The sequence below is a fragment of the Pectobacterium parmentieri genome (genome assembly GCF_001742145.1).
Classification (GTDB): Bacteria; Pseudomonadota; Gammaproteobacteria; order Enterobacterales; family Enterobacteriaceae; genus Pectobacterium; species Pectobacterium parmentieri.
In genome coordinates this window covers 2,777,342-2,798,232 of the sequence record NZ_CP015749.1, presented here as the reverse complement: position 1 = coordinate 2,798,232, position 20,891 = coordinate 2,777,342, and the positions used below count along the sequence as shown (strand labels likewise).

Annotated in this window: 20 protein-coding genes; 15 read left to right on the top strand and 5 right to left on the bottom strand. The window is 51.7% G+C overall.

Annotated features, from left to right (window positions below):
• Positions 1 to 303: 303 nt before the first annotated feature.
• Positions 304 to 1,494, bottom strand: coding sequence for an NO-inducible flavohemoprotein (hmpA, locus tag A8F97_RS12715; RefSeq protein WP_033071029.1), 1,191 nt, complete (start codon positions 1,492 to 1,494; stop codon positions 304 to 306).
• A gap of 360 nt (positions 1,495 to 1,854) precedes the next feature.
• Between hmpA and glyA the strand changes: the two genes are divergently transcribed.
• The 7 genes from glyA to A8F97_RS12680 all read left to right on the top strand — a co-directional run bounded on the left by glyA (position 1,855) and on the right by A8F97_RS12680 (position 10,207).
• Positions 1,855 to 3,108 (top strand): serine hydroxymethyltransferase, encoded by a 1,254-nt coding sequence (gene glyA, locus A8F97_RS12710; RefSeq protein ID WP_014698937.1) that lies wholly within the window; start codon positions 1,855 to 1,857, stop codon positions 3,106 to 3,108.
• Between the two features lie 436 nt (positions 3,109 to 3,544).
• Positions 3,545 to 4,705: a 3-phenylpropionate MFS transporter gene (locus A8F97_RS12705; RefSeq protein WP_014698938.1), complete on the top strand. Its 1,161-nt coding sequence runs from the start codon at positions 3,545 to 3,547 to the stop codon at positions 4,703 to 4,705.
• 31 nt (positions 4,706 to 4,736) lie between these two features.
• Positions 4,737 to 5,396, top strand: a complete 660-nt coding sequence (locus tag A8F97_RS12700; protein WP_025919119.1) for a DUF1007 family protein — start codon at positions 4,737 to 4,739, stop codon at positions 5,394 to 5,396.
• A complete protein-coding gene (locus tag A8F97_RS12695; protein WP_025919120.1) occupies positions 5,387 to 6,460 on the top strand; it encodes a nickel/cobalt transporter in 1,074 nt (357 codons plus the stop codon). Before A8F97_RS12700 ends, A8F97_RS12695 begins: the two co-directional genes overlap by 10 nt.
• 119 nt (positions 6,461 to 6,579) lie before the next feature.
• Entirely contained in the window at positions 6,580 to 7,707 is a 1,128-nt protein-coding gene (locus A8F97_RS12690) for an ABC transporter substrate-binding protein (RefSeq protein WP_014698941.1), read from the top strand.
• A 421-nt stretch (positions 7,708 to 8,128) separates the two neighbouring features.
• Positions 8,129 to 9,796: a methyl-accepting chemotaxis protein gene (locus A8F97_RS12685; RefSeq protein ID WP_014698942.1), complete on the top strand. Its 1,668-nt coding sequence runs from the start codon at positions 8,129 to 8,131 to the stop codon at positions 9,794 to 9,796.
• 87 nt (positions 9,797 to 9,883) lie between these two features.
• A complete protein-coding gene (locus A8F97_RS12680; RefSeq protein WP_005970188.1) occupies positions 9,884 to 10,207 on the top strand; it encodes a hypothetical protein in 324 nt (107 codons plus the stop codon).
• A 56-nt stretch (positions 10,208 to 10,263) separates the two neighbouring features.
• On the opposite strand, the gene A8F97_RS12675 is transcribed toward A8F97_RS12680, so the two are convergent.
• The 4 genes from A8F97_RS12675 to suhB all read right to left on the bottom strand — a co-directional run bounded on the left by A8F97_RS12675 (position 10,264) and on the right by suhB (position 14,264).
• Positions 10,264 to 11,064, bottom strand: coding sequence for an ABC transporter ATP-binding protein (locus tag A8F97_RS12675; protein WP_014698943.1), 801 nt, complete (start codon positions 11,062 to 11,064; stop codon positions 10,264 to 10,266).
• Positions 11,061 to 12,143 (bottom strand): FecCD family ABC transporter permease, encoded by a 1,083-nt coding sequence (locus A8F97_RS12670; RefSeq protein ID WP_005970186.1) that lies wholly within the window; start codon positions 12,141 to 12,143, stop codon positions 11,061 to 11,063. The genes A8F97_RS12675 and A8F97_RS12670 overlap by 4 nt, the downstream gene beginning before the upstream one ends.
• Positions 12,144 to 12,149: 6 nt before the next feature.
• Positions 12,150 to 13,268, bottom strand: coding sequence for an ABC transporter substrate-binding protein (locus A8F97_RS12665; protein ID WP_033071030.1), 1,119 nt, complete (start codon positions 13,266 to 13,268; stop codon positions 12,150 to 12,152).
• Between the two features lie 192 nt (positions 13,269 to 13,460).
• Entirely contained in the window at positions 13,461 to 14,264 is an 804-nt protein-coding gene (gene suhB, locus A8F97_RS12660; protein WP_014698945.1) for an inositol-1-monophosphatase, read from the bottom strand.
• A 142-nt stretch (positions 14,265 to 14,406) separates the two neighbouring features.
• Between suhB and trmJ the strand changes: the two genes are divergently transcribed.
• The 8 genes from trmJ (at position 14,407) to fdx (ending at position 20,884) form a co-directional block, all read left to right on the top strand.
• The gene (trmJ, locus tag A8F97_RS12655) at positions 14,407 to 15,132 is read left to right on the top strand and encodes a tRNA (cytosine(32)/uridine(32)-2'-O)-methyltransferase TrmJ (protein WP_005970181.1); all 726 of its coding nucleotides are present in this window, start codon (positions 14,407 to 14,409) and stop codon (positions 15,130 to 15,132) included.
• A gap of 119 nt (positions 15,133 to 15,251) precedes the next feature.
• On the top strand, positions 15,252 to 15,746 hold the full coding sequence (gene iscR / locus A8F97_RS12650) for a Fe-S cluster assembly transcriptional regulator IscR (protein WP_005970180.1): 495 nt from the start codon (positions 15,252 to 15,254) through the stop codon (positions 15,744 to 15,746).
• Positions 15,747 to 16,001: 255 nt separating this feature from the next.
• Positions 16,002 to 17,216: an IscS subfamily cysteine desulfurase gene (locus tag A8F97_RS12645; protein WP_014698947.1), complete on the top strand. Its 1,215-nt coding sequence runs from the start codon at positions 16,002 to 16,004 to the stop codon at positions 17,214 to 17,216.
• A gap of 24 nt (positions 17,217 to 17,240) precedes the next feature.
• The gene (gene iscU / locus A8F97_RS12640; protein WP_005970177.1) at positions 17,241 to 17,627 is read left to right on the top strand and encodes a Fe-S cluster assembly scaffold IscU; all 387 of its coding nucleotides are present in this window, start codon (positions 17,241 to 17,243) and stop codon (positions 17,625 to 17,627) included.
• 81 nt (positions 17,628 to 17,708) lie between these two features.
• The gene (iscA, locus tag A8F97_RS12635; RefSeq protein ID WP_005970175.1) at positions 17,709 to 18,032 is read left to right on the top strand and encodes an iron-sulfur cluster assembly protein IscA; all 324 of its coding nucleotides are present in this window, start codon (positions 17,709 to 17,711) and stop codon (positions 18,030 to 18,032) included.
• Between the two features lie 71 nt (positions 18,033 to 18,103).
• Entirely contained in the window at positions 18,104 to 18,622 is a 519-nt protein-coding gene (gene hscB, locus A8F97_RS12630; protein WP_014698948.1) for a co-chaperone HscB, read from the top strand.
• Between the two features lie 74 nt (positions 18,623 to 18,696).
• Positions 18,697 to 20,547 (top strand): Fe-S protein assembly chaperone HscA, encoded by a 1,851-nt coding sequence (gene hscA / locus A8F97_RS12625; RefSeq protein WP_033071031.1) that lies wholly within the window; start codon positions 18,697 to 18,699, stop codon positions 20,545 to 20,547.
• 1 nt (position 20,548) lies between these two features.
• On the top strand, positions 20,549 to 20,884 hold the full coding sequence (gene fdx / locus A8F97_RS12620; protein WP_014698950.1) for an ISC system 2Fe-2S type ferredoxin: 336 nt from the start codon (positions 20,549 to 20,551) through the stop codon (positions 20,882 to 20,884).
• The last annotated feature ends 7 nt before the right edge of the window (positions 20,885 to 20,891 follow it).

The window sequence follows — 20,891 nt, the reverse complement described above, 5'->3', positions numbered from 1 at the left end:
GGCGTGAGCCTCGCCCTGACGAGTCAACGCTTTGCGTTGTTCAAAACACTAACGTTTTGTCCTGCGACTCGAATTATTTAGGATATGAACGCAGGTTATTTTGATGAAATACTTATTCATTAAAAATGAAATATTATTTTAATAAAATCTTCTTTTTTGTGACCCACCTCTTTTTTAGCGGAGTACCCGTGTATCGACCTATAAAATTGTGATCAGTAAAGTGTTTCTGGGAAGGCGATGTTTTGATAGACGAAAAAAAGGCCGCAAAAGCGACCTTTGGGTTTGATCCGTTATCAATGAGGGTTAGACAACTTTATGCGGACCAAAACATTCGTAATGCAGTTGCTCGGCCGGGATGCCGATTGCCAGCAACTGCTGTGCGACAAACTGCATGAAAACCACTGGGCCGCACAAGTAGTAGTGCATGGCCGGCGTGGTTAATTCATCTTGTAGCGAGGATAGCTGCATCAGGCCACTGTGATGGTAATCTTCGCCCGGACGATCGGTCTGTTGCGGTTCCCGATACCAGATGTGGTTCTGGAACTGGGGCAGTGATTGCCCCGTCTGTTCGATTTCATCAGCAAATGCGTGCGTTGCGCCGTTTTCTGCTGCGTGCAGCCATAACACTTTCGCCTGATGGCTCTGTTGTTTGAGCGTATGCAGCATACCCAGCATCGGGGTTTGCCCCACGCCACCGGAAATCAGAGCAACCGGCGTGGTGGCGGGAATATCAAGGAAGAAGTCGCCGTGCGGAGCCGCCAGGTGAATGATATCGCCTTCACGAGCGGTATCATGCAGATAGCCGGAAACGGTGCCTTGAGCTTCACGTTTAACCGCAATCCGGTAGGACTGTCCATTCGGTGCATGGGTCAGAGAGTATTGGCGAATTTCCTGATTGGCAAAACTGTCATGCTTGATGTAAACCGCCAGATACTGGCCTGGCTGAAAATCGGCAATAGGCTGACCGTCGGTGGGCTCCAGGGTAAAGCTGGTGATCACTGAACTTTGCGGCTGTTTGTTCACAATACGAAAAGCGCGTACACCGCTCCAGCCGCCATTTTTGGTTTCGGTGCTGCGGTAGATATCATTTTCGCGTTGGATGAAGACATTAGCCAGTACGCCATAGGCTTTACCCCAGGCATCCAGCACTTCTTGGCCGGGACTAAACATTTCATCCAGCGTTGCCAATAAGTGACTACCCACGATCTGATATTGATCTGCCTGAATGTTAAAGCTGGCATGTTTCTGGGCGATGCGCTCAACCGCAGGCAGCAGCGCAGCCAGGTTTTCGATATTCGTCGCATAAGCACAAATGGCATTGAACAGCGCTTCCCGCTGATCGCCATTGCGCTGGTTGCTCATATTGAAAATATCTTTGAGCTCCGGGTTATGCGTAAACATACGATCGTAGAAATGCGCGGTCAGTTTCGGACCGGTTTCTGCCAGCAGAGGGATGGTTGATTTAACGATAGCGATAGTGTGGTTATCCAGCATGGTGACTCCTTATTTATTTGCATGACTTATAAGTTGTATTTTACATGCATCTTATTGGGTTTGTCCGTCGCTGTAAATTACCTTTTTGGTGGTGGGGGCTTTTAGCGTGGGTCAGAGGGAATAACATGAAAAAATAGCAGGATGGGAATGAAGAAAAATCCGTTTGTCGCTACACAACGTAGATTGGCTGAAGCCTTGCGCCGCCTGTAGCTAATCGTTTGCGTAAAAACCTCTGTCAAGACCTATCTTCATTAGGGAAAAACGGTTTACACTATACGCCATTCCCCAAAAGGGTAGGCCCATTCTCAAATGAGCCATCAATTCCCAGTATATTTATGTTAGCTGAGTCAGGAGATCCGGATGTTAAAGCGTGAAATGAACATTGCCGATTATGATGCCGACCTGTGGCAAGCAATGGAGCAAGAAGTGGTGCGTCAGGAAGAGCACATTGAACTGATTGCATCAGAAAACTACACCAGCCCACGCGTTATGCAGGCTCAAGGGTCTCAGCTAACGAACAAGTATGCTGAAGGTTATCCGGGCAAACGTTATTACGGCGGCTGTGAGTATGTGGACATCGTTGAGCAATTGGCGATCGACCGTGCTAAAGCGCTGTTCGGTGCCGATTATGCTAACGTACAGCCGCACTCCGGTTCTCAGGCTAACTTTGCCGTTTATACCGCGCTGCTGCAGCCGGGAGACACTATTCTGGGTATGAACCTGGCGCACGGTGGTCACCTGACGCACGGTTCTCCGGTTAACCTGTCCGGTAAACTGTATAACGTCATCCCTTACGGCATCGACGAAAGCGGCAAAATCGACTACGACGAAATGGCTGAGCTGGCGCGCACGCACAAGCCAAAAATGATCGTTGGTGGTTTCTCTGCCTACTCTGGCGTGGTTGACTGGGCGAAGATGCGTGAAATCGCTGACAGCATCGGTGCTTATCTGTTTGTGGATATGGCGCACGTTGCGGGTCTGATTGCTGCAGATGTTTACCCTAACCCGGTTCCTCATGCTCACATTGTGACGACGACAACGCACAAAACGCTGGCTGGCCCACGCGGTGGCCTGATTCTGGCGAAAGGTGGCGACGAAGATCTGTATAAAAAGCTGAACTCCGCTGTGTTCCCTGGTGGTCAGGGTGGTCCGTTGATGCACGTTATCGCGGGTAAAGCTGTCGCACTGAAAGAAGCGATGGAGCCTGAGTTCAAAGTCTACCAGCAGCAAGTTGCGAAAAACGCCAAAGCAATGGTTGAAGTCTTCCTGTCACGTGGCTTTAACGTGGTTTCTGGTGCAACCAGTAACCATCTGTTCCTGCTGGATCTGGTTAGCAAAAACCTGACCGGCAAAGAAGCCGATGCTGCGCTGGGTCGTGCGAACATCACCGTGAACAAAAACAGCGTGCCTAACGATCCGAAGAGTCCGTTCGTGACTTCCGGTATCCGTATCGGTACGCCAGCGGCAACGCGTCGCGGCTTTAAAGAAGCGGAAGTGCGTGAACTGGCTGGCTGGATCTGTGATGTGTTGGACAACATCAATGATGAAGCGACCATCGAACGCGTGAAGCAAAAAGTTCTGGATATCTGCGCCCGCTTCCCGGTTTACGCATAATCCCACAGTGTCTCTGACATTACCGTCGGAACATGTACTGAACGCCAGCCTGTGTGCTGGCGTTTTTTATGGCGAGCCATCCCTGGCCGCCACCCTGAGGGCCGTCGCAAGCGACGTTGAAAAACGTTCCCCACGTTTTTTTATGGCGTTCCATCTCTGGCAGCCACCCTGCGGGCCGTCGCAAGCGACGTTAAAAATTTCTCCCGGAAATTTTTTATGGCTGTTGCTCAGTCGATATTCCCGTTTACGGGTAATGACGAATAACGCGTTGCGCCACCGCATGCACTCTGACACAGTAACCAGCAAAAAAAGCCACTGGCAAAAAGAATCGCCAGTAAAAACGTTGGCGTATTTTCAGCGGAAAATTATACACGTCGTGTTTGTGACAGTTTGTAGGGTGGTGAGCAGGAGCGTTCGTCATCGAAAGGGAGACATTATGGTTTTGCAATCGACGCGCTGGCTGGCGCTGAGCTATTTCACATACTTTTTTTGCTATGGCATTTTCCTGCCGTTTTGGGGCGGATGGCTGAAGGGGGAGGGGCTGTCCGCAGAGTCGATCGGCATGCTGTTGGGGGCAGGGCTGGTGGCGCGCTTCGTCGGCAGTCTGGTCATTACGCCTAGCGTGAAAGACCCGTCCAAATTAATTACGGTATTACGTGGGTTAGCACTGCTGTCATTGGCGCTGGCTGTGGGGTTTTGGCTGGGTAATGCCTGGCTGTGGCTGATGATAGTGATGATCGGGTTTAACCTGTTTTTTGCGCCGCTGGTGCCGCTGACTGATGCGTTGGCTGCCACGTGGCAAAAGCAGGTAGCGATGGATTATGGCAAAGTGCGCGTATGGGGATCGATTGCCTTTGTTATCGCCTCTGCCGTGACGGGCGAGCTGGTGGCTATTTGGGGGCATTCCGCCATTTTGGCGATCCTGAGTGCAGGCCTTATCACCATGCTGCTTGGCATGCTGTTCCGGCCGAGTGTGATGCCACAGACTGCTGCGTCTACAGCGCAGTCTGCCAGCGTTACGCCATGGAAAAAATTACTGAGTGAACCAGCGGTATGGCGTTTCCTGCTTTGCGTGTCCCTATTGCAGGGCGCGCACGCGGCTTACTATGGTTTCAGCGTGATTTATTGGCAGGATTCAGGCTACTCCGCCTCGATTATCGGTTATCTCTGGTCGCTGGGGGTTGTCGCAGAGATCGTCATTTTTACCTTTAGCCAACGCCTGTTTCGACGCTGGAGCGCCAGACAACTTCTGCTGCTTTCTGCGGTATGCGGCGTGGTGCGCTGGGGCTTGATGGGGGCGACGGTGGCTCTGCCGTGGCTGATTGTGATACAGATATTGCACTGTGGTACGTTTACTGTCTGCCATCTGGCCGCTATGCGTTTTATTGCAGCACGCAGTGGTGGTGGAGACGTATTGCGATTACAAGCGGTATATTCCGCATTGGCGATGGGCGGGAGTATTGCGGTGATGACAATGGTGTCCGGCTTCCTGTTTGATCATTTACAGGGCGGTACGTTTTGGGTGATGGCGCTGTTGGCGGTTCCGGCCCTGTTTATCCGACCGTCTGTGAGCCATCACACTGTCGCAAAAACATAAAAGAGTGGCGTAACACGTTGTGGTGAAAATAATGTTACATTATAACGCTTTGAAACGGCGGGTTGGTCGGATAACGTTGCTAATGACAGGCTTGGCACTCTGCCAGCCCGTTTTCGCTCACCCACACAGTTTTATTGATATGCAGACGACAGTTGAGAGTCAGAACGACAACATCACCGGTTTACGTATGCAGTGGACGATGGACCCTATCACGTCTGCCGACTTGCTATATGACGCAGGAAAGGCGACAAAAGATTCTGAAGTCTGGAAAAAACTGGCGGCGGAAGTCATGGCTAATGTGCTAGGCCAACACTATTTCACTGATATTTATCGCGATAATCAGCCCGTGAAATATGCACGGCTGCCAACCGAGTATCACCTTTCCCGCAAAGGCAATCAGGCGGTACTGGAATTTGTGCTACCGCTGTCACATCCTCAGCCACTGGCCGGAAAGCCGCTGCTGATTTCTACTTACGACCCGACCTACTTTGTCGATATGTCCTATCAGGATGATAAGGCCGTTAAGCTGGCCCCTGAGCTGGTATCTCGCTGTAAAACCACGCTTGTCACGCCGAAGCCCAACGCTGAACTGCAATCCTATGCGCTATCACTGGACAAAAATGATGCTCCAGATGAAGACATGGATTTGGGAAAACAGTTTGCACAGCGGGTGACGTTGCAATGTCAGTGAACCTTGGCTCGTTGTCGCGTCAACGTCCGTTGTTGAGCCGACTGCGCGATCTGTGGCCGCTGTGGCTGTTTTTGGCGCTGCTTGCTGCGGCGCTGTATTACATCGTGGGGTATTGGCCGCAAATCGTGCTGCAAAGTGCGATTTGGCAGAAATCGCTGCACCAGCAGATGTCACACCTGTTGCAGATGGTGGAACAGCAACCGCGTCAGGCAGGGCTGAGTTTGATGATGTTCAGTCTGGTCTATGGCGTGCTCCATGCGGTCGGGCCGGGGCATGGTAAGGTCGTCATCATGACCTATTTAGCGACACATCCGTCGAAGTTGAAAAGCAGCCTGAAGCTGACGCTTGCCGCCTCGCTGGTTCAAGGGCTGATGGCGGTAGTGCTGGTGACCGTAGTACTTGGGATCTTGCAATTGTCGAGCCGAACGCTGCATAACAGTAGTTTTTGGATGGAAAAAGGGAGCTTCGTGCTGGTGGCAGGGCTGGGGTTATTGCTCTGCTTTCGTGCGTTGAAGCAGCTATATATCGCACTAGTGTGGCAACCCAAGCCGGCGACGATTTTGCGCATGACGCCACTTAACGTATCAGTTCATGGGCGTATGACGCTTAGCCCGATTTCTGCGCCTTCTCACTCCCTTCATCAGCACGATGCCGACTGTGGCTGCGGGCACCGCCATCTCCCCAGTCAGGAAGAACTTGAGCGTGATAGCCGCTGGCGCACGCGTCTGATGATTGTGCTGGCGATGGGGATGCGTCCGTGCTCCGGCGCCATTCTGGTGCTGCTTTTCTCTAAAGTGATCGGCGTTTATGTGTGGGGCGTGGCCTCCGCGTTGGTGATGGCTGCCGGAACGGCGATCACTATCTCGGCACTGGCCGTGTTGGTTTTTTACTGCCGTCGTGCTGTTGAGCGCTTAGGTGCGAACCGCGCATCGCCCGTGTGGCAGCGTACGACTTTTTCTCTTTTGGCTTTTGCTGGCGGGCTGATTTTAGTTGGCTCCGGCATCCTGCTTTATCTCAGCGCACAGCCCGCGATGATGGGCGGTATTCGGCCATTCTCCGGCTGATTTCACTTTTTATTAACCTCGCGTTAAAAAACCCATTGCCTCCGATAATCACGGCGGGATATTATTTCATTAATGATAACTATTATCATTTATAACCATAATCGTAGAAGGGAATAAGAATGAAAAAATGGCTGTTCTCAGTCGTTATGCTCTTGGGGCTGAGTGCGAGCGTTGCTGCCAGCGCTAACCCGATTGTTATTGAAGACGTTAGTGGCAGGAAGGTAGAAATCAAATCCGAAGTGAAGCGGATTATTTTAGGGGAAGGTCGACAAATTTATCTGCTGGCCGCCTTTGATACCGAGTCGCCGTTCCAACGTGTGGTTGGCTGGCGTGACGATCTGCCAAAAGCCGATTACGACGGCTATCTGGCTTATGAAAAGAAATACCCGGAAATTACAAAGCTGCCGACCTTTGGCGGGGCGAAAGACGGTACTTTCAACGTCGAGCAGGCGTTGACGCTGAAACCGGATTTGGTGTTGATGAATCTGGAGTCAAAAGCGGCGACGGATGAAGGTAAGTTGATTGAAAAACTCAGTTCGCTGGGTATTCCAGTGGTGTTTATCGATTTCCGCGAAAAGCCGTTTGAGAACGCGGAGAAAAGCATTCATATCATGGGCCAACTGGTGGGCAAGCCCCAGCGTGCAGAAGAGATTATTAAATTCCGTCGTGAGCAGATTGAAATCGTTACCGATCGGTTGAAAAACTATCAGGGCCCGCGTCCTAAAGTGATGATCGACCGCGCGGGTGGCTATGATGAAGAGTGCTGTATGTCATTCGGTGATGAGAACTTTGGCCGTATGGTTGAGGCTGCTGGCGGTGATAACATTGCCAAGAACATCATTCCCGGCACATTTGGTACGCTGAACCCTGAGCAGATTATCAGCTCTCGTCCTGATGTCGTGGTAGTAACGGGCGCTAACTGGAAAAACTACAACACAGCAAACGGCTGGGTTGGCGTCGGACCGGGAGCCGACCAGAAGGAAGCGCTGCAACGTTTGCAAAAACTGATGGAACGCTCAGCATTTAAAACGCTGCCGGTAGCAACCGATGGCAATGCTCATGCAATCTGGCATCAGTTCTATGACAGTCCGTATCAGTTTGTAGCGATTCAGGTATTAGCGAAATGGATGCACCCTGAACTGTTTAAAGACCTCGATCCTGATGCAACATTCCGTACCTTCCATGAGAAGTTCCTGCCTCTGCCGTATCAGCCAGGCTATTGGGTTACGCTGCCAGCGAAGAAATAACGCTATCAGACAGTAAACCAGAGATAAAAAAGCACTGAACCTTATTGGTCAGTGCTTTTTTTATACCTTTCTCACCGATTCCGGTGCCCATCGACAACAGCGTTGGCGATGTTTATGTCACTGAATTCTTTGCTTTGCGAAGAGTAAAGCAAACGTTTCCCTATCAATTTATGTCATCACGGATCGTCAGATGTTTTTGACGATCGATTATCTTGTTTTGATAGTTTTTTTGTATTGATTTGAGATTATTGAGTGGTTTTGGCGATCGAACATATAAAACTGCTTGCTGATGTGTCGATAACTGAGCGTGGTAAAAGAATGCCCGATCTTCACTCAATGGCATGCAAGAACGGGATGTTGCCGATGCGACATACCCGAATCAGGAAAATATGCAGTATAAAAATTTAAAATGGAGCGGTTTATGAATATCACGCAACGCCTGCTGTTGACGTTTTCGTTAATGTCGCTAGCACTTATCGCATTGGTTATTGTCACTTTATCACTATTATCAGGGTTCCAGTCTCGTTTTGAATACGTTCAGGATAACGCTATTCCAAGTATCAAGGATTTGAATAGCTTGGTGGATAAAAGTAATTCACTGGTGCTTTTTTTGTATCGTCATCAGACTACGGATGACGATCGTAAGCTGCCGGCGATCGAGCAGGACATTAATAGAACCATTGAGGAAATAAAGAAACTCAATGAGTATTACCTGATAAATGACGCTTCCAGCGAGGCGGATCGGCAACTAACTAATACGGCAATTGACCAGACCCAAAAATTACAGGCATCGCTACCTGTTTTTATTAATGCGTCAAAAGCGAATCAAAACGATATCGCTCTTGGCCTGCTTCAGGGAATGGATGGCCCAGGGAAAGCGGTCCGTGACCTCCTCGCCAATTATCGTAAGCAATTCGATCTTAATGTTAAAATGGGCGACGATCTGCGCCAGGTGAATAAGCAAGTTTATGATCAAACGTGGTTTGGCCTGTTGTCAGGCACGCTATTGGTTGTACTGCTGATTGGTTTTTTTGCTGTGAGAACCATCCTGGGCATTAGAAAGAGTTTGAACAATATGAATCAAACGATGGAAGACGTCAGCAATCATCTTGATCTGACCATTCAGGCTGACGATCGGCGCAAGGATGAGGTTGGGAATACTGCCCGCGCTTTTAATAGCCTGATGCATCGTGTTTCCGCGGCGCTGGCTTCGGTGAATGCTTCATCGCAGTCGGTAAGCAGTGCGGCAACGCAGATTGCAGCAGGTAATGAGGATCTGTCAGCGCGTACTGAGGAACAGGCGGCTTCGCTGGAACAAACCGCTGCCAGTATGACGGAAATCAGCGAAACGGTACGCCAGAATGCGGAAAACACGCAGCAGGCCAGCCTGTTGGCGGGCAATGCCAGCCGGATTTCTGTCAATAGTGCCGATTCAGTTAGTACGATGCTGAGTACGATGGAACATATTCGTACTAGCTCAGGCAAGATTACCGACATCATTGCGCTCATTGAAGGGATTGCGTTTCAGACCAACATCCTTGCCCTGAATGCGGCGGTAGAAGCCGCGCGTGCGGGTGAGCAAGGGCGCGGTTTTGCGGTGGTGGCGGGAGAAGTGCGCACGCTGGCACAGCGTTCGTCTACGGCCGCCCGCGAGATCAAGGATCTGATCGGTGCGTCAAACTCGCTAGTATCGGCAGGGGTTGAACAAGCCAGCGATGTGGGGAAAAACATGGCGGCGATGAAAGACGCGATCCAACAGGTGACGGATTTGGTGAACGAAATCGCTGCGGCGACGGAAGAGCAAAGTCAGGGTATCAGTCAGGTGCATCAGGCCGTTAACCAGATGGATGATGTGACCCAGCAAAATGCTTCATTGGTCGAGGAAGCGTCCGCCGCCTCGCAGTCATTGCAGGAACAGGCAAGCACATTGAGCCAACTGGTCGGGCAGTTTATTGTGGGGCAAATGACTCCAGCGGCGCTGACCCCCGCTCTTGCCTCTGTACCGTCTGGCCTATCTGTACCTCGTCTCGCCCCCGCGAAGAAAAAAAGCGCTGCTGCTCAGGATGAAGGAGATTGGCAGCGTTTCTAATCTATCGAGCCGCGTGTTGTGCCGTAAGGCTGTACGCGGCCATAGAATCCTATGCCGGATGGCAAAAGGATAAAGGGAGATGACAGTATGAAATCGACCGAGCACAGCGCTGAAAATTTGGGAGATTATGCGTCTTTGTTGGCGGAATTCGAACACATGACGACGCTACTGACTCAACTAATGAACAGCGATTACCGCACGCTTGATCTGTATCTCAACAATTGTCGTCATCTGATTTTGCGTTTTACTGAAATTTATAAATTGATCGGTAAACCAGAGTTTGAGCATTACTTGAAACATCATGACGCGGCGCTGTATTACAATGTAAACAGTGTTGGTTTGGCATTACGTTTGTTTGAGAACATGTTGACGAACATGCGCGATATGTTGGGAACTGAGCGTTTAGACTAGCAGTATTATGCCTCCGGGGCACTTGCTTACCGGAGGTTATTCGAATGGCTTATCATTTAGATGGTCGGTTCGCTGACCAGTCCGTCGATAATCACCTGTGGTACGCCCTGTGAACAGCGTTCAATACGTCCGCGTACGCCATAGACTGCTGACAGGCTTTCGGGACTAATCACTTCCGCAGGCGCGCCATCAGCAATCAAGTTACCATTTTGCAGCATCAACACGTGGTCGCCATGACGCAGCGCGATATTGATGTCATGCACCACTACGACGGTGATGATGTTGCGTTTACGCGTTTCCTTGCGCACCAAATCCATTACGTGGAATTGATAATTCAGATCCAGCGCGCTGAGCGGTTCGTCCAGCAAGAGCAGCGAGGGTTGGCGGATCAGCGACTGCGCTAGCCCAACCAACTGCTTCTGTCCGCCAGAGAGTTGATCGAGATAGCTTAACGCCAGATGCTCGATGCCCAACTGACGCAGCAGGGTCATGACTTCATCCTGCTTTTCGGCGTTATGCATGCCGCCGGAGGCGCGCTGTGCGACGATAATGGATTCCAGCACGTGCAGGTGAACGCCTGCGGGCAAGGATTGCGGCAGATAAACGACCTTTTCCGCCCGCTGAGCGAACGGCAATGTCATCAGGTTAGTGTCATCCAGCCACAGTTCGCCTTCGGAAGGATTCAGACCTGCCATGGCACGCAGCAGGGTGGATTTTCCGCTACCGTTGGGGCCGAGTAGAACGGTGATTTTTCCGCGTGGCAGTTGTGGTACGGAGAGATCGCGAATCACCTGACGCTTGGGATAACCCGCACGAAAATGGGAAAGTCGTAATCCAGATGGGGTTTGCTGACTCATACGTTCCCTCTGTGGCGCAAAATAATACTCAGGAAGAAAGGTACGCCAACCAGTGAGGTGACGATACCGACCGGAATAATGACGCCGGGAATCAGGTTTTTCGAGGCAACAGACGCCATCGATAGCACCAGCGCACCCGTTAATGCACTGGCAGGCAAATAGAAACGGTGATCTTCACCGAAAATCATACGTGCGATATGCGGAGCAACCAGACCGATAAAGCCGATGGGGCCAACAAACGCGACTGAAATAGCGGATAAAATACTAATACGCAGCAGCGTTGCCAGACGCAAGCGGCGCACGTTAATACCGAAGCTGACAGCACGATCTTCACCCAACCGCAGTGCAGTCAATTTCCACGAACTCATTAGCGAAATGGGCATAACGATGACCAGTACCAGCAGCAGGATGCCCAGCTTTTCCCACGAGGCGCGAGCCAGACTGCCCATGGTCCAGAACACTAGACCTTGCAACGTGTCTTCGTTAGCGATGAACTGGAGCATGGAAACCAGCGCATTGAAAGTGAACACCAACGCGATACCGAACAGCACCACGCCGGAGGTGGCGACCTGCGTCCAGCGCGTAATGCCATCAAGCAGCAACGCTGCCAGCAGAGCAAAGATAAAGGCGTTTGCAGAAATAAACCACTGAGCCGGAATGCCGGGGATACCGATGCCTAGCACGATAGCCAACGCCGCGCCGAATGCGGCGGCGGAGGAAACGCCAAGCGTAAACGGGCTGGCCAACGGGTTGTTCAGGATCGTCTGCATTTCTGCGCCAGCCAGGCCGAGCGCTAGCCCGACGATGATAGCCATCAGCGCATAGGGCAGACGAATATCCCAGACGATCACGCGTGTGCCTGCATCGGCGCTGGCTGGATCGGTCAGCGTGTTCCAGAGCACATCAAGCGTTAGCCCCGAAGGCCCCATCGTGAAATCCAGCAACAACGAGCCGATGATGATCAACAGCAGTATCGCCATAACACCCACACGGCGTCGAATAATGCCGCGATAGTTGTCCATAATGGTGTTGGCATCCGTGGCAGTATTACGGATACCCGGTTCAGTGGTTGTACTCATGAAAAATTATTCACCTTGTTTCCAGGCAAAGATAAAGTCACTGTCAGGCAGTGAGGTAAAATTCTGAATGATATGGTGATACGTGTCATCAGGATCCAAGCTGGCAAACGCCTGAGGATAAATATCTTTTGCCAGATATTCCATACCGACAATGTTGTAGGGATGGTTGTAGAAATGGTGGTAAACGCCATACACGTGCTTAGCCTGAACTGCCGGAATTTGGCTAATACCGGTGCGGTTGAGTAGCACGTTAGCCTGAGTGCGAACCCCTTCTACGCTGGCACCATAACCTAGCGGCAGTACCTGGCTGTTACCGCGTTTAGAGCCCGTCATGATGTAGACATCAGGTTTCATGCTGATAATTTTTTCCAGCGAGACAAAACCCGTTGCACCCGGCAGCAAATCAGAACCAATATTTTTTGCGCCGACCGCTTCAATTAATCCGCCCCAACCGCTGTTGCTGTGCGTGAAACAGCAGGAGTCTGAGTTGCCGGCAATCGGTTCTACAAAGACGCTGGGTTTCGGGGTGATTGCGGTGGTTTTCTGCTGAATGGCATCGAAGTGCTGACGATAGAAATCGGTATACGCTTTGGCATTGGCTTCGCGGTTCAGAACCTTACCCAATAGATCGATGCTGGGGGCGGTATCTTTGGCCGGATTTACTTCATAATCGACAAAGAGTACGGGAATATTCAGCGTGCTGAGTTTGTCTATCACGCCACTTTCTTTCAGCGCCGCCTTGGCACGCAACTGGGCAATCATCAGGTCCGGCTGTTTTGACAGCACGCTTTCCAGATCGACGTTGCCTTTGTCACTGAATCCCATGTCCAGAATACCAACGGACTGAGGCCACTTTCCTTTCAGCATCTCCCAGGTTGCCGTGTCCTGTTTTTTTGCCAGATTGTTCCAGGCAACCAGACGCTGAAAGGGATTATCACGGTCAAGCAGGGCCATCGCCATAATATCGCGGCCGTCTTGCAGAATGATGCGCTGTGGCTCTTGTTGAATGGTGACACTTCTGCCGTCGAAGTCGGTAACGGTGAGAGGATATTGGGTGGCATAGCTGAAAAGTGGAGCAGAGAGTAATGCGGTCAGAAAGAGCGATCTTACTGATTTTCTTAACATGGTGGCGATCCTAATTCACAATTTATCAGAGTATTGAATTTATCAGTAGAGTACTGAATTCATCAGTGTAATGAGTTTGATAATTATTATCGTATAAGGATAAACAATGCGTATACAGGATTCATATGTAAAGAAAAATAACAACTCCGACCCGATTTCATTTTTATGTGGGTGAGCCGGAGTTGGTCGAGATTAGCGTTTCAGCGCGTCACTCAGTTCTTCACGAATGGTGCCCAGAATGGCTTTAACCACTCGCGGATTACCTGCAACCAGGTTGCCGGACGTCATATAGTTATGAGCACCAACGAAGTCTGTCACGATCCCGCCAGCTTCGCGCACCAGCAGTTCGCCACCAGCAAAATCCCACGGCTTCAGGCCGATTTCAAAGAAACCATCAACGCGGCCCGCGGCTACATAGGCGAGATCCAGTGCCGCAGAACCCGTGCGACGGAAATCCGCACACTGGGTGAACAGCGCGCTGATGATGTCGATATAACTTTTGCTGTGTTGTTTTAATTTGAAAGGGAAGCCGGTTGCCAGTACGGTGCCGTCCAGATCGCGGGCAGTGCTGCTGCGCAGACGATAGCCGTTCAACTGCGCGCCCTGACCACGGGTAGCACTAAACAGTTCATTGCGCATAGGATCATAAACAACGGCAACTTCAGTACGGCCTTTAATGCGGACCGCAATAGAAACGGCAAAGTGGGGTAAACGTTTGATGAAGTTGGTGGTGCCATCCAGAGGATCGATAACCCATTGTACTGCCGGATCTTCACCTGCCAGTTCGCCACATTCTTCACCAATAATAGTGTGCTGTGGGTAAGACTTGCGGATGACTTCAATGATCAGACGTTCTGCATCCCGATCGACGTTAGTCACAAAATCGTTGCTGCCTTTTTGGCTAGCTTCGACGGCGTCTGGCGTTTCATAATTTTTGGCAATTAAATTACCGGCTTTACGCGCAGCGCGTATAGCGATGTTGAGCATCGGATGCATGGTATCGGTCCACTGGAATGTTAAAGAACGGAAAGCGGCGCAGAGTATAGCAGTGGAAAAGTAAAATAGCTAAGTTTGTGTTAAGGTATGGCGCTTTCCTTTTCACACGACTACTTCTTCCTTTTCGCATAACAGAGTACATATGTTAGACAATATTCGCATTGTTCTGGTTGAAACGTCGCACACTGGCAATATGGGGTCGGTGGCCAGAGCGATGAAAACCATGGGATTAAGCAAACTCTATTTGGTCAATCCACTGGTTAAGCCTGATTCGCAGGCGATTGCGCTGGCGGCCGGTGCCAGCGATGTCATTGGTAATGCTACGATTGTTGATTCGCTCGATCAGGCGCTTGAGGGGTGTAGTCTGGTCGTTGGCACCAGTGCGCGTTCTCGCACGTTGCCCTGGCCGATGCTGGACCCGCGTGAATGCGGCGTTCGCAGCGCACAGGAAGCGGAGCACGCGCCAGTGGCATTGGTGTTTGGGCGTGAACGTGTCGGGCTGACGAATGATGAACTTCAAAAATGCCATTATCACGTGGCCATTCCCGCTAATCCGGAATACAGCTCGTTAAATCTGGCGATGGCGGTGCAGATTATTGCTTATGAAGTCCGTATCGCGCATTTGGATCGGTTACAGGCCGGTAAGCCGGAACATGAAGAGTCGCCGTATCCGCTGGTCGACGATCTGGAGCGCTTTTATCAGCATCTTGAAGAGACATTGCTGCAAACCGGATTTATCCGACCAGCACATCAGGGGCAGGTGATGAACAAGCTGCGTCGCCTGTTTACCCGCGCCAGACCTGAAGCACAGGAACTTAACATCCTGCGTGGGATACTGAGTTCGGTACAGAAAACACACGACGAATAATACTTGAGTGTTTTACTCGGTTAAATAGTTGACTAAAACACTCAGGAATGTCAGACTCGCGGTATGTTCTGCCAATACATGTTTTCATAATACATGTTTTACCTACAGGTACCACTATCATGAGACTGACATCCAAAGGCCGTTATGCCGTTACCGCCATGCTCGATGTGGCTCTGCACTCCCAGGAAGGTCCGGTTCCATTAGCGGATATTTCTGAACGCCAAGGCATTTCACTGTCTTATCTGGAGCAACTGTTTTCGCGCCTGCGCAAGAACGGACTGGTTGCCAGCGTTCGCGGCCCGGGCGGTGGTTATCTGCTGGGTAAAAGCGCGAACGAAATCGCCGTTGGTATGGTTATTTCTGCGGTCGATGAGTCTGTCGATGCAACACGCTGTCAGGGTCGTGAAGGCTGCCAGGGTGGCGATCGCTGCCTGACACATACGCTGTGGCGCGATCTGAGCGACCGTATTACCGACTTCCTGAATAACATCACGCTGGATGAGCTGGTGAATAATAAGGAAGTGCTGAACGTTGCCGATCGTCAGGATGCTGACATCCGCCGTACCGCTAATGGACGTATCCAGGAAACGATCAACGTTAACCTGCGCGCCTGATACACCTTCAACGTGACGAGTACCTTTACTCGTCACGTTTTGCCTTTCTGATAGCTGAGTAAGTATGGCCATCTTGCCCAATGTGGTACGGGTGCTATTGCGGCTGTCACGGTGTTGTTGTGACGATAAGATAAATTGTTCCGACGATAACATCGTAAAATTTTGCATTGGCCCGAGAGGTTGCGGGTATAAACAGCCTGTCAATAAAACAAAACGCATTGTACGTTTTGAAGTGATGTACGGAGTTTATGAGCAATGAAGTTACCTATCTATCTCGATTATTCAGCCACCACGCCGGTTGACCCGCGCGTTGCTGAGAAAATGATGCAGTGTTTGACTCTGGACGGTACGTTCGGTAACCCGGCTTCCCGTTCACACCGTTTTGGCTGGCAGGCGGAAGAGGCGGTTGATATCGCCCGTAACCAAATTGCTGAACTGGTCGGTGCCGACCCGCGTGAGATCGTCTTCACGTCAGGCGCGACCGAAGCCGATAACCTCGCGATTAAAGGTGCTGCCAACTTCTATCAGAAGAAGGGCAAGCACATCATCACCAGCAAGACCGAACACAAAGCCGTGCTGGATACCTGTCGTCAGCTTGAACGTGAAGGCTTCGATGTCACTTACCTGGCACCGCAGCGCAACGGTATTATCGACCTGACTGAACTTGAAGCCGCAATGCGTGAGGACACCATTCTGGTTTCCATCATGCACGTCAACAATGAAATTGGTGTTGTGCAGGACATTGCTGCTATTGGTGAGATGTGCCGTAGCCGCGGTATCGTATTCCATGTCGATGCCACACAGAGCGTAGGCAAATTGCCTATCGATCTCAGCCAGTTAAAAGTGGATCTGATGTCTTTCTCCGGCCATAAAATCTATGGGCCGAAAGGGATCGGAGCACTGTATGTTCGTCGTAAACCCCGCATTCGTCTTGAAGCGCAGATGCACGGTGGCGGCCATGAGCGCGGTATGCGTTCTGGCACCTTGCCTGTGCATCAGATTGTCGGTATGGGCGAAGCCTACCGCATCGCAAAAGAAGGGATGACCGTAGAAATGGATCGCCTGCGTGCGCTGCGCGATCGTCTGTGGAACGGTATTAATGATATTGAAGAAGTCTATCTGAATGGTGATATCGAGCAGGGCGTGCCTAACATCCTGAACGTCAGCTTCAACTATGTTGAAGGTGAATCGTTGATTATGGCGCTCAAGGATCTGGCGGTATCGTCCGGTTCTGCCTGTACGTCGGCTAGTCTGGAGCCCTCCTACGTGTTACGCGCGTTGGGCATGAATGATGAGCTGGCACATAGCTCGATCCGTTTCTCGCTGGGGCGTTTTACCACCGAAGAAGAGATCGACTACACCATCGAGCTGGTACGTAAATCCATAGGTCGTCTGCGCGATCTTTCTCCGCTGTGGGAAATGTTCAAGCAGGGCGTGGATATCAGCAGCATCGAATGGGCACATCATTAATTTACCAGATCGGGGACGACTATCATGGCTTACAGCGAAAAAGTAATTGATCACTACGAAAATCCACGCAACGTGGGCTCGTTTGACAACGCCGATCCTTCTATCGGCAGTGGCATGGTCGGCGCGCCAGCGTGCGGCGATGTGATGAAGTTGCAGATAAAAGTCAACAATGAGGGTATCATCGAAGATGCCCGCTTCAAGACATACGGTTGTGGTTCTGCCATTGCCTCCAGCTCGCTGGTAACCGAGTGGGTAAAAGGCAAATCGCTGAATGAAGCTGAAGCGATTAAGAACACGCAGATTGCCGAAGAGCTTGAGCTACCGCCAGTGAAGATCCACTGCTCCATTCTGGCGGAAGACGCTATCAAGGCAGCGATTGCGGATTACAAAAGTAAACGCGACGCGCAGTAATCTCTGCGGCTGAACTCGTCGGGGGCACCGTGGTTCTCGGTACCTGATCCCGTCGGGCTAGCGAACGATCGAGGTAACAGTATGTCGATTTCTCTGAGTGAAAGTGCCGCACAACGCGTGAGCGCTTTCATCGCAAACCGGGGCAAAGGCCTTGGGCTGCGTCTTGGCGTGCGTACATCCGGCTGTTCCGGTATGGCGTATGTGCTGGAGTTTGTTGATGATTTGAACGACGGTGACACAGTCTTTGAAGACAAAGGCGTCAAGGTCATCGTGGACGGTAAAAGCCTGGTCTATCTTGACGGAACCGAGTTGGATTTCGTTAAGGAAGGGTTGAACGAAGGCTTTAAGTTCAATAATCCTAACATTACCGGCGAATGTGGTTGCGGCGAAAGTTTCAACGTCTGACGTCTCTTGGGTAGTGAGCGTGCGAGCGATTAATAACACGCGCTGCTACCCAGCACTCCCAGAGTACCACTATGGATTACTTTACGTTATTCGGGCTGCCGATTCGCTATGATGTGGATGGCGATCTGCTTGCATCTCGGTTTCAGGGGTTGCAACGGCAGTTCCACCCTGACCGTTATGCTGCCAGCCCTGAGCGCGAGCGTATGCTGGCGGTACAGCAGGCGGCGACGATCAATAACGCCTATCAGGCGCTAAAACATCCGCTGAAACGCGCGGAGTACATGTTGTCACTGCACGGTTTTGATGTGAACAACGAGCAGCATACGATGCGTGACACGGCATTCCTGATGGAACAGCTTGAGCTGCGCGAAGAGTTAGAGACGATTTCGCAGCGATCCAATGCGGATGATGCGCTGGCGGCCTTCGCCGAGCGGTTGCAGACAGCGATCGCCACACGTCATTCTCACATGCGTGATGAACTCGATAATGAGACGTGGACAGACGCTGCGGACACCGTGCGCAAGCTACGCTTTTTAGACAAGCTCCAGCAACAGGTTGAAGAACTCGAAGAACAATTGCTGGACAGATAACTCGTTAATCCGGTGGGAAAGTCGATGGCTATTGCCATTCCGGTTTTTCGCCAGCCAATTGATGGAAGCTCAATATGGCCTTATTACAAATTAGTGAGCCTGGCCTGAGTGCCGCACCGCACCAGCGACGTCTGGCCGTCGGTATTGATTTAGGCACCACCCATTCTCTCGTTGCCACCGTGCGCAGCGGCGAAGCTCAAACGCTGGCGGATAGCGACGGTCGCGACCTGCTGCCCTCGGTTGTTCACTATCGTCACGATAGTCACAGCGTCGGCTGGGATGCACGCGACAATGCTGCCCACGATCTGGAAAATACCGTCAGCTCAGTCAAACGCCTGATGGGGCGTTCTCTGGACGATATTCAGCAGCGCTATCCTCATTTACCCTATCGTTTTCATGCCAGCGATAATGGCCTGCCGCTGATTCAGACTCCGGCTGGCAACCTCAATCCTGTACAGGTGTCGGCGGATATTTTGTCCGCGCTGGCTGCGCGTGCGGAAGCGGCGTTAGGCGGCGTGCCGGATGGCGTGGTGATTACTGTTCCTGCGTATTTCGATGATGCACAGCGTCAGGGGACTAAGGATGCGGCGCGTCTGGCCGGGCTGCACGTGTTACGCCTGCTCAATGAACCAACCGCAGCGGCGATTGCCTACGGGTTGGATTCCGGTAAAGAAGGCGTGATCGCCATTTACGATCTGGGCGGTGGCACCTTTGATATTTCCATTCTGCGCTTAAGCCGTGGCGTCTTTGAAGTGCTGGCGACTGGCGGCGATTCTGCGTTGGGTGGTGATGATTTCGATCATCTACTGGCTGAGTGGCTGCGTGAGCAGGCTGGTGTTCACGATCGTGACGATCGCCAGTTGGATCACGCGTTTCGCGACGCGGCGGTGCAGGCTAAAATTGCGCTCAGCAGCGCTGATGCGATCGATGTGGATGCCGCTGGCTGGCAGGGGACGATCACCCGTGAACAGTTTGATGCATTGATTGCTCCGCTGGTGAAACGCACGTTGCTATCCTGTCGCCGCACGCTGAAAGACGCGGGGCTGACGGCAGAAGATGTGCAGGAAGTCGTGATGGTTGGTGGATCTACTCGTGTTCCGCTGGTGCGTGAGCAAGTGGGAACGTTTTTTGGCCGTACACCGCTGACGTCGATCGATCCAGACAAGGTTGTGGCGATCGGCGCGGCGATCCAAGCGGATATTCTGGTGGGCAACAAGCCAGACAGTGAAATGCTGTTGCTGGACGTGATCCCCTTGTCGCTCGGGTTGGAAACGATGGGCGGGCTGGTGGAAAAAATCATTCCACGCAATACCACGATCCCCGTTGCTCGTGCGCAAGAATTCACGACCTTTAAAGACGGCCAGAGCGGCATGATGATCCACGTCTTGCAAGGCGAACGCGAAATGGTCGCGGATTGCCGCTCGCTGGCGCGATTCTCACTGCGCGGTCTGCCGCCGCTGCCTGCCGGTGGGGCTCACATTCGCGTGACTTTTCAGGTTGATGCGGATGGCCTGCTGAGCGTGACGGCGATGGAAAAATCGACGAGCGTTGAGGCATCCATTCAGGTTAAACCGTCATACGGTTTGAGCGACACGGAAATCGCCACCATGATCACCGATTCGATGCTGAACGCGAAGGAAGATGTCGGCGCACGTCGTTTGGCAGAGCAAAAAGTGGAGGCGGCACGCGTGCTGGAAAGTTTGCAAACTGCGCTGGCGGCCGACGCAGAATTATTGAGCAATGACGAAAAAGGCGTCATTGTCGCGGCATCCGAACATCTGCATACGATGATGCAGGGAAGCGATCCCGTGGCAATTGAAGCCGCGATTAAAACAGTCGATCAACAAACCCAGGAATTTGCCGCCCGCCGCATGGATGCCTCTATCCGTCGCGCGCTAGCAGGCCATTCTGTGGATGAGGTGTAACATGCCTAAGATAGTTTTTTTACCGCATCAGGATCTGTGTCCTGAGGGCGCGGTTTTGGAAGCGGAACGTGGCGAAAGCATTCTGGAAGTTGCCTTGCGTAACGGAATTGACGTCGAACATGCCTGCGAGAAATCCTGTGCCTGCACAACATGCCACTGTATCGTGCGCGAAGGCTTTGATTCACTGGCGGAAAGCACGGAAGAAGAAGACGATATGCTGGATAAAGCCTGGGGGCTGGAACCAGAAAGCCGTCTGGGCTGTCAGGCGCGCGTTGCCGGAGACGATCTGGTTGTCGAGATCCCGCGCTATACGATCAACCATGCGCGCGAGCATTGATCTGAAT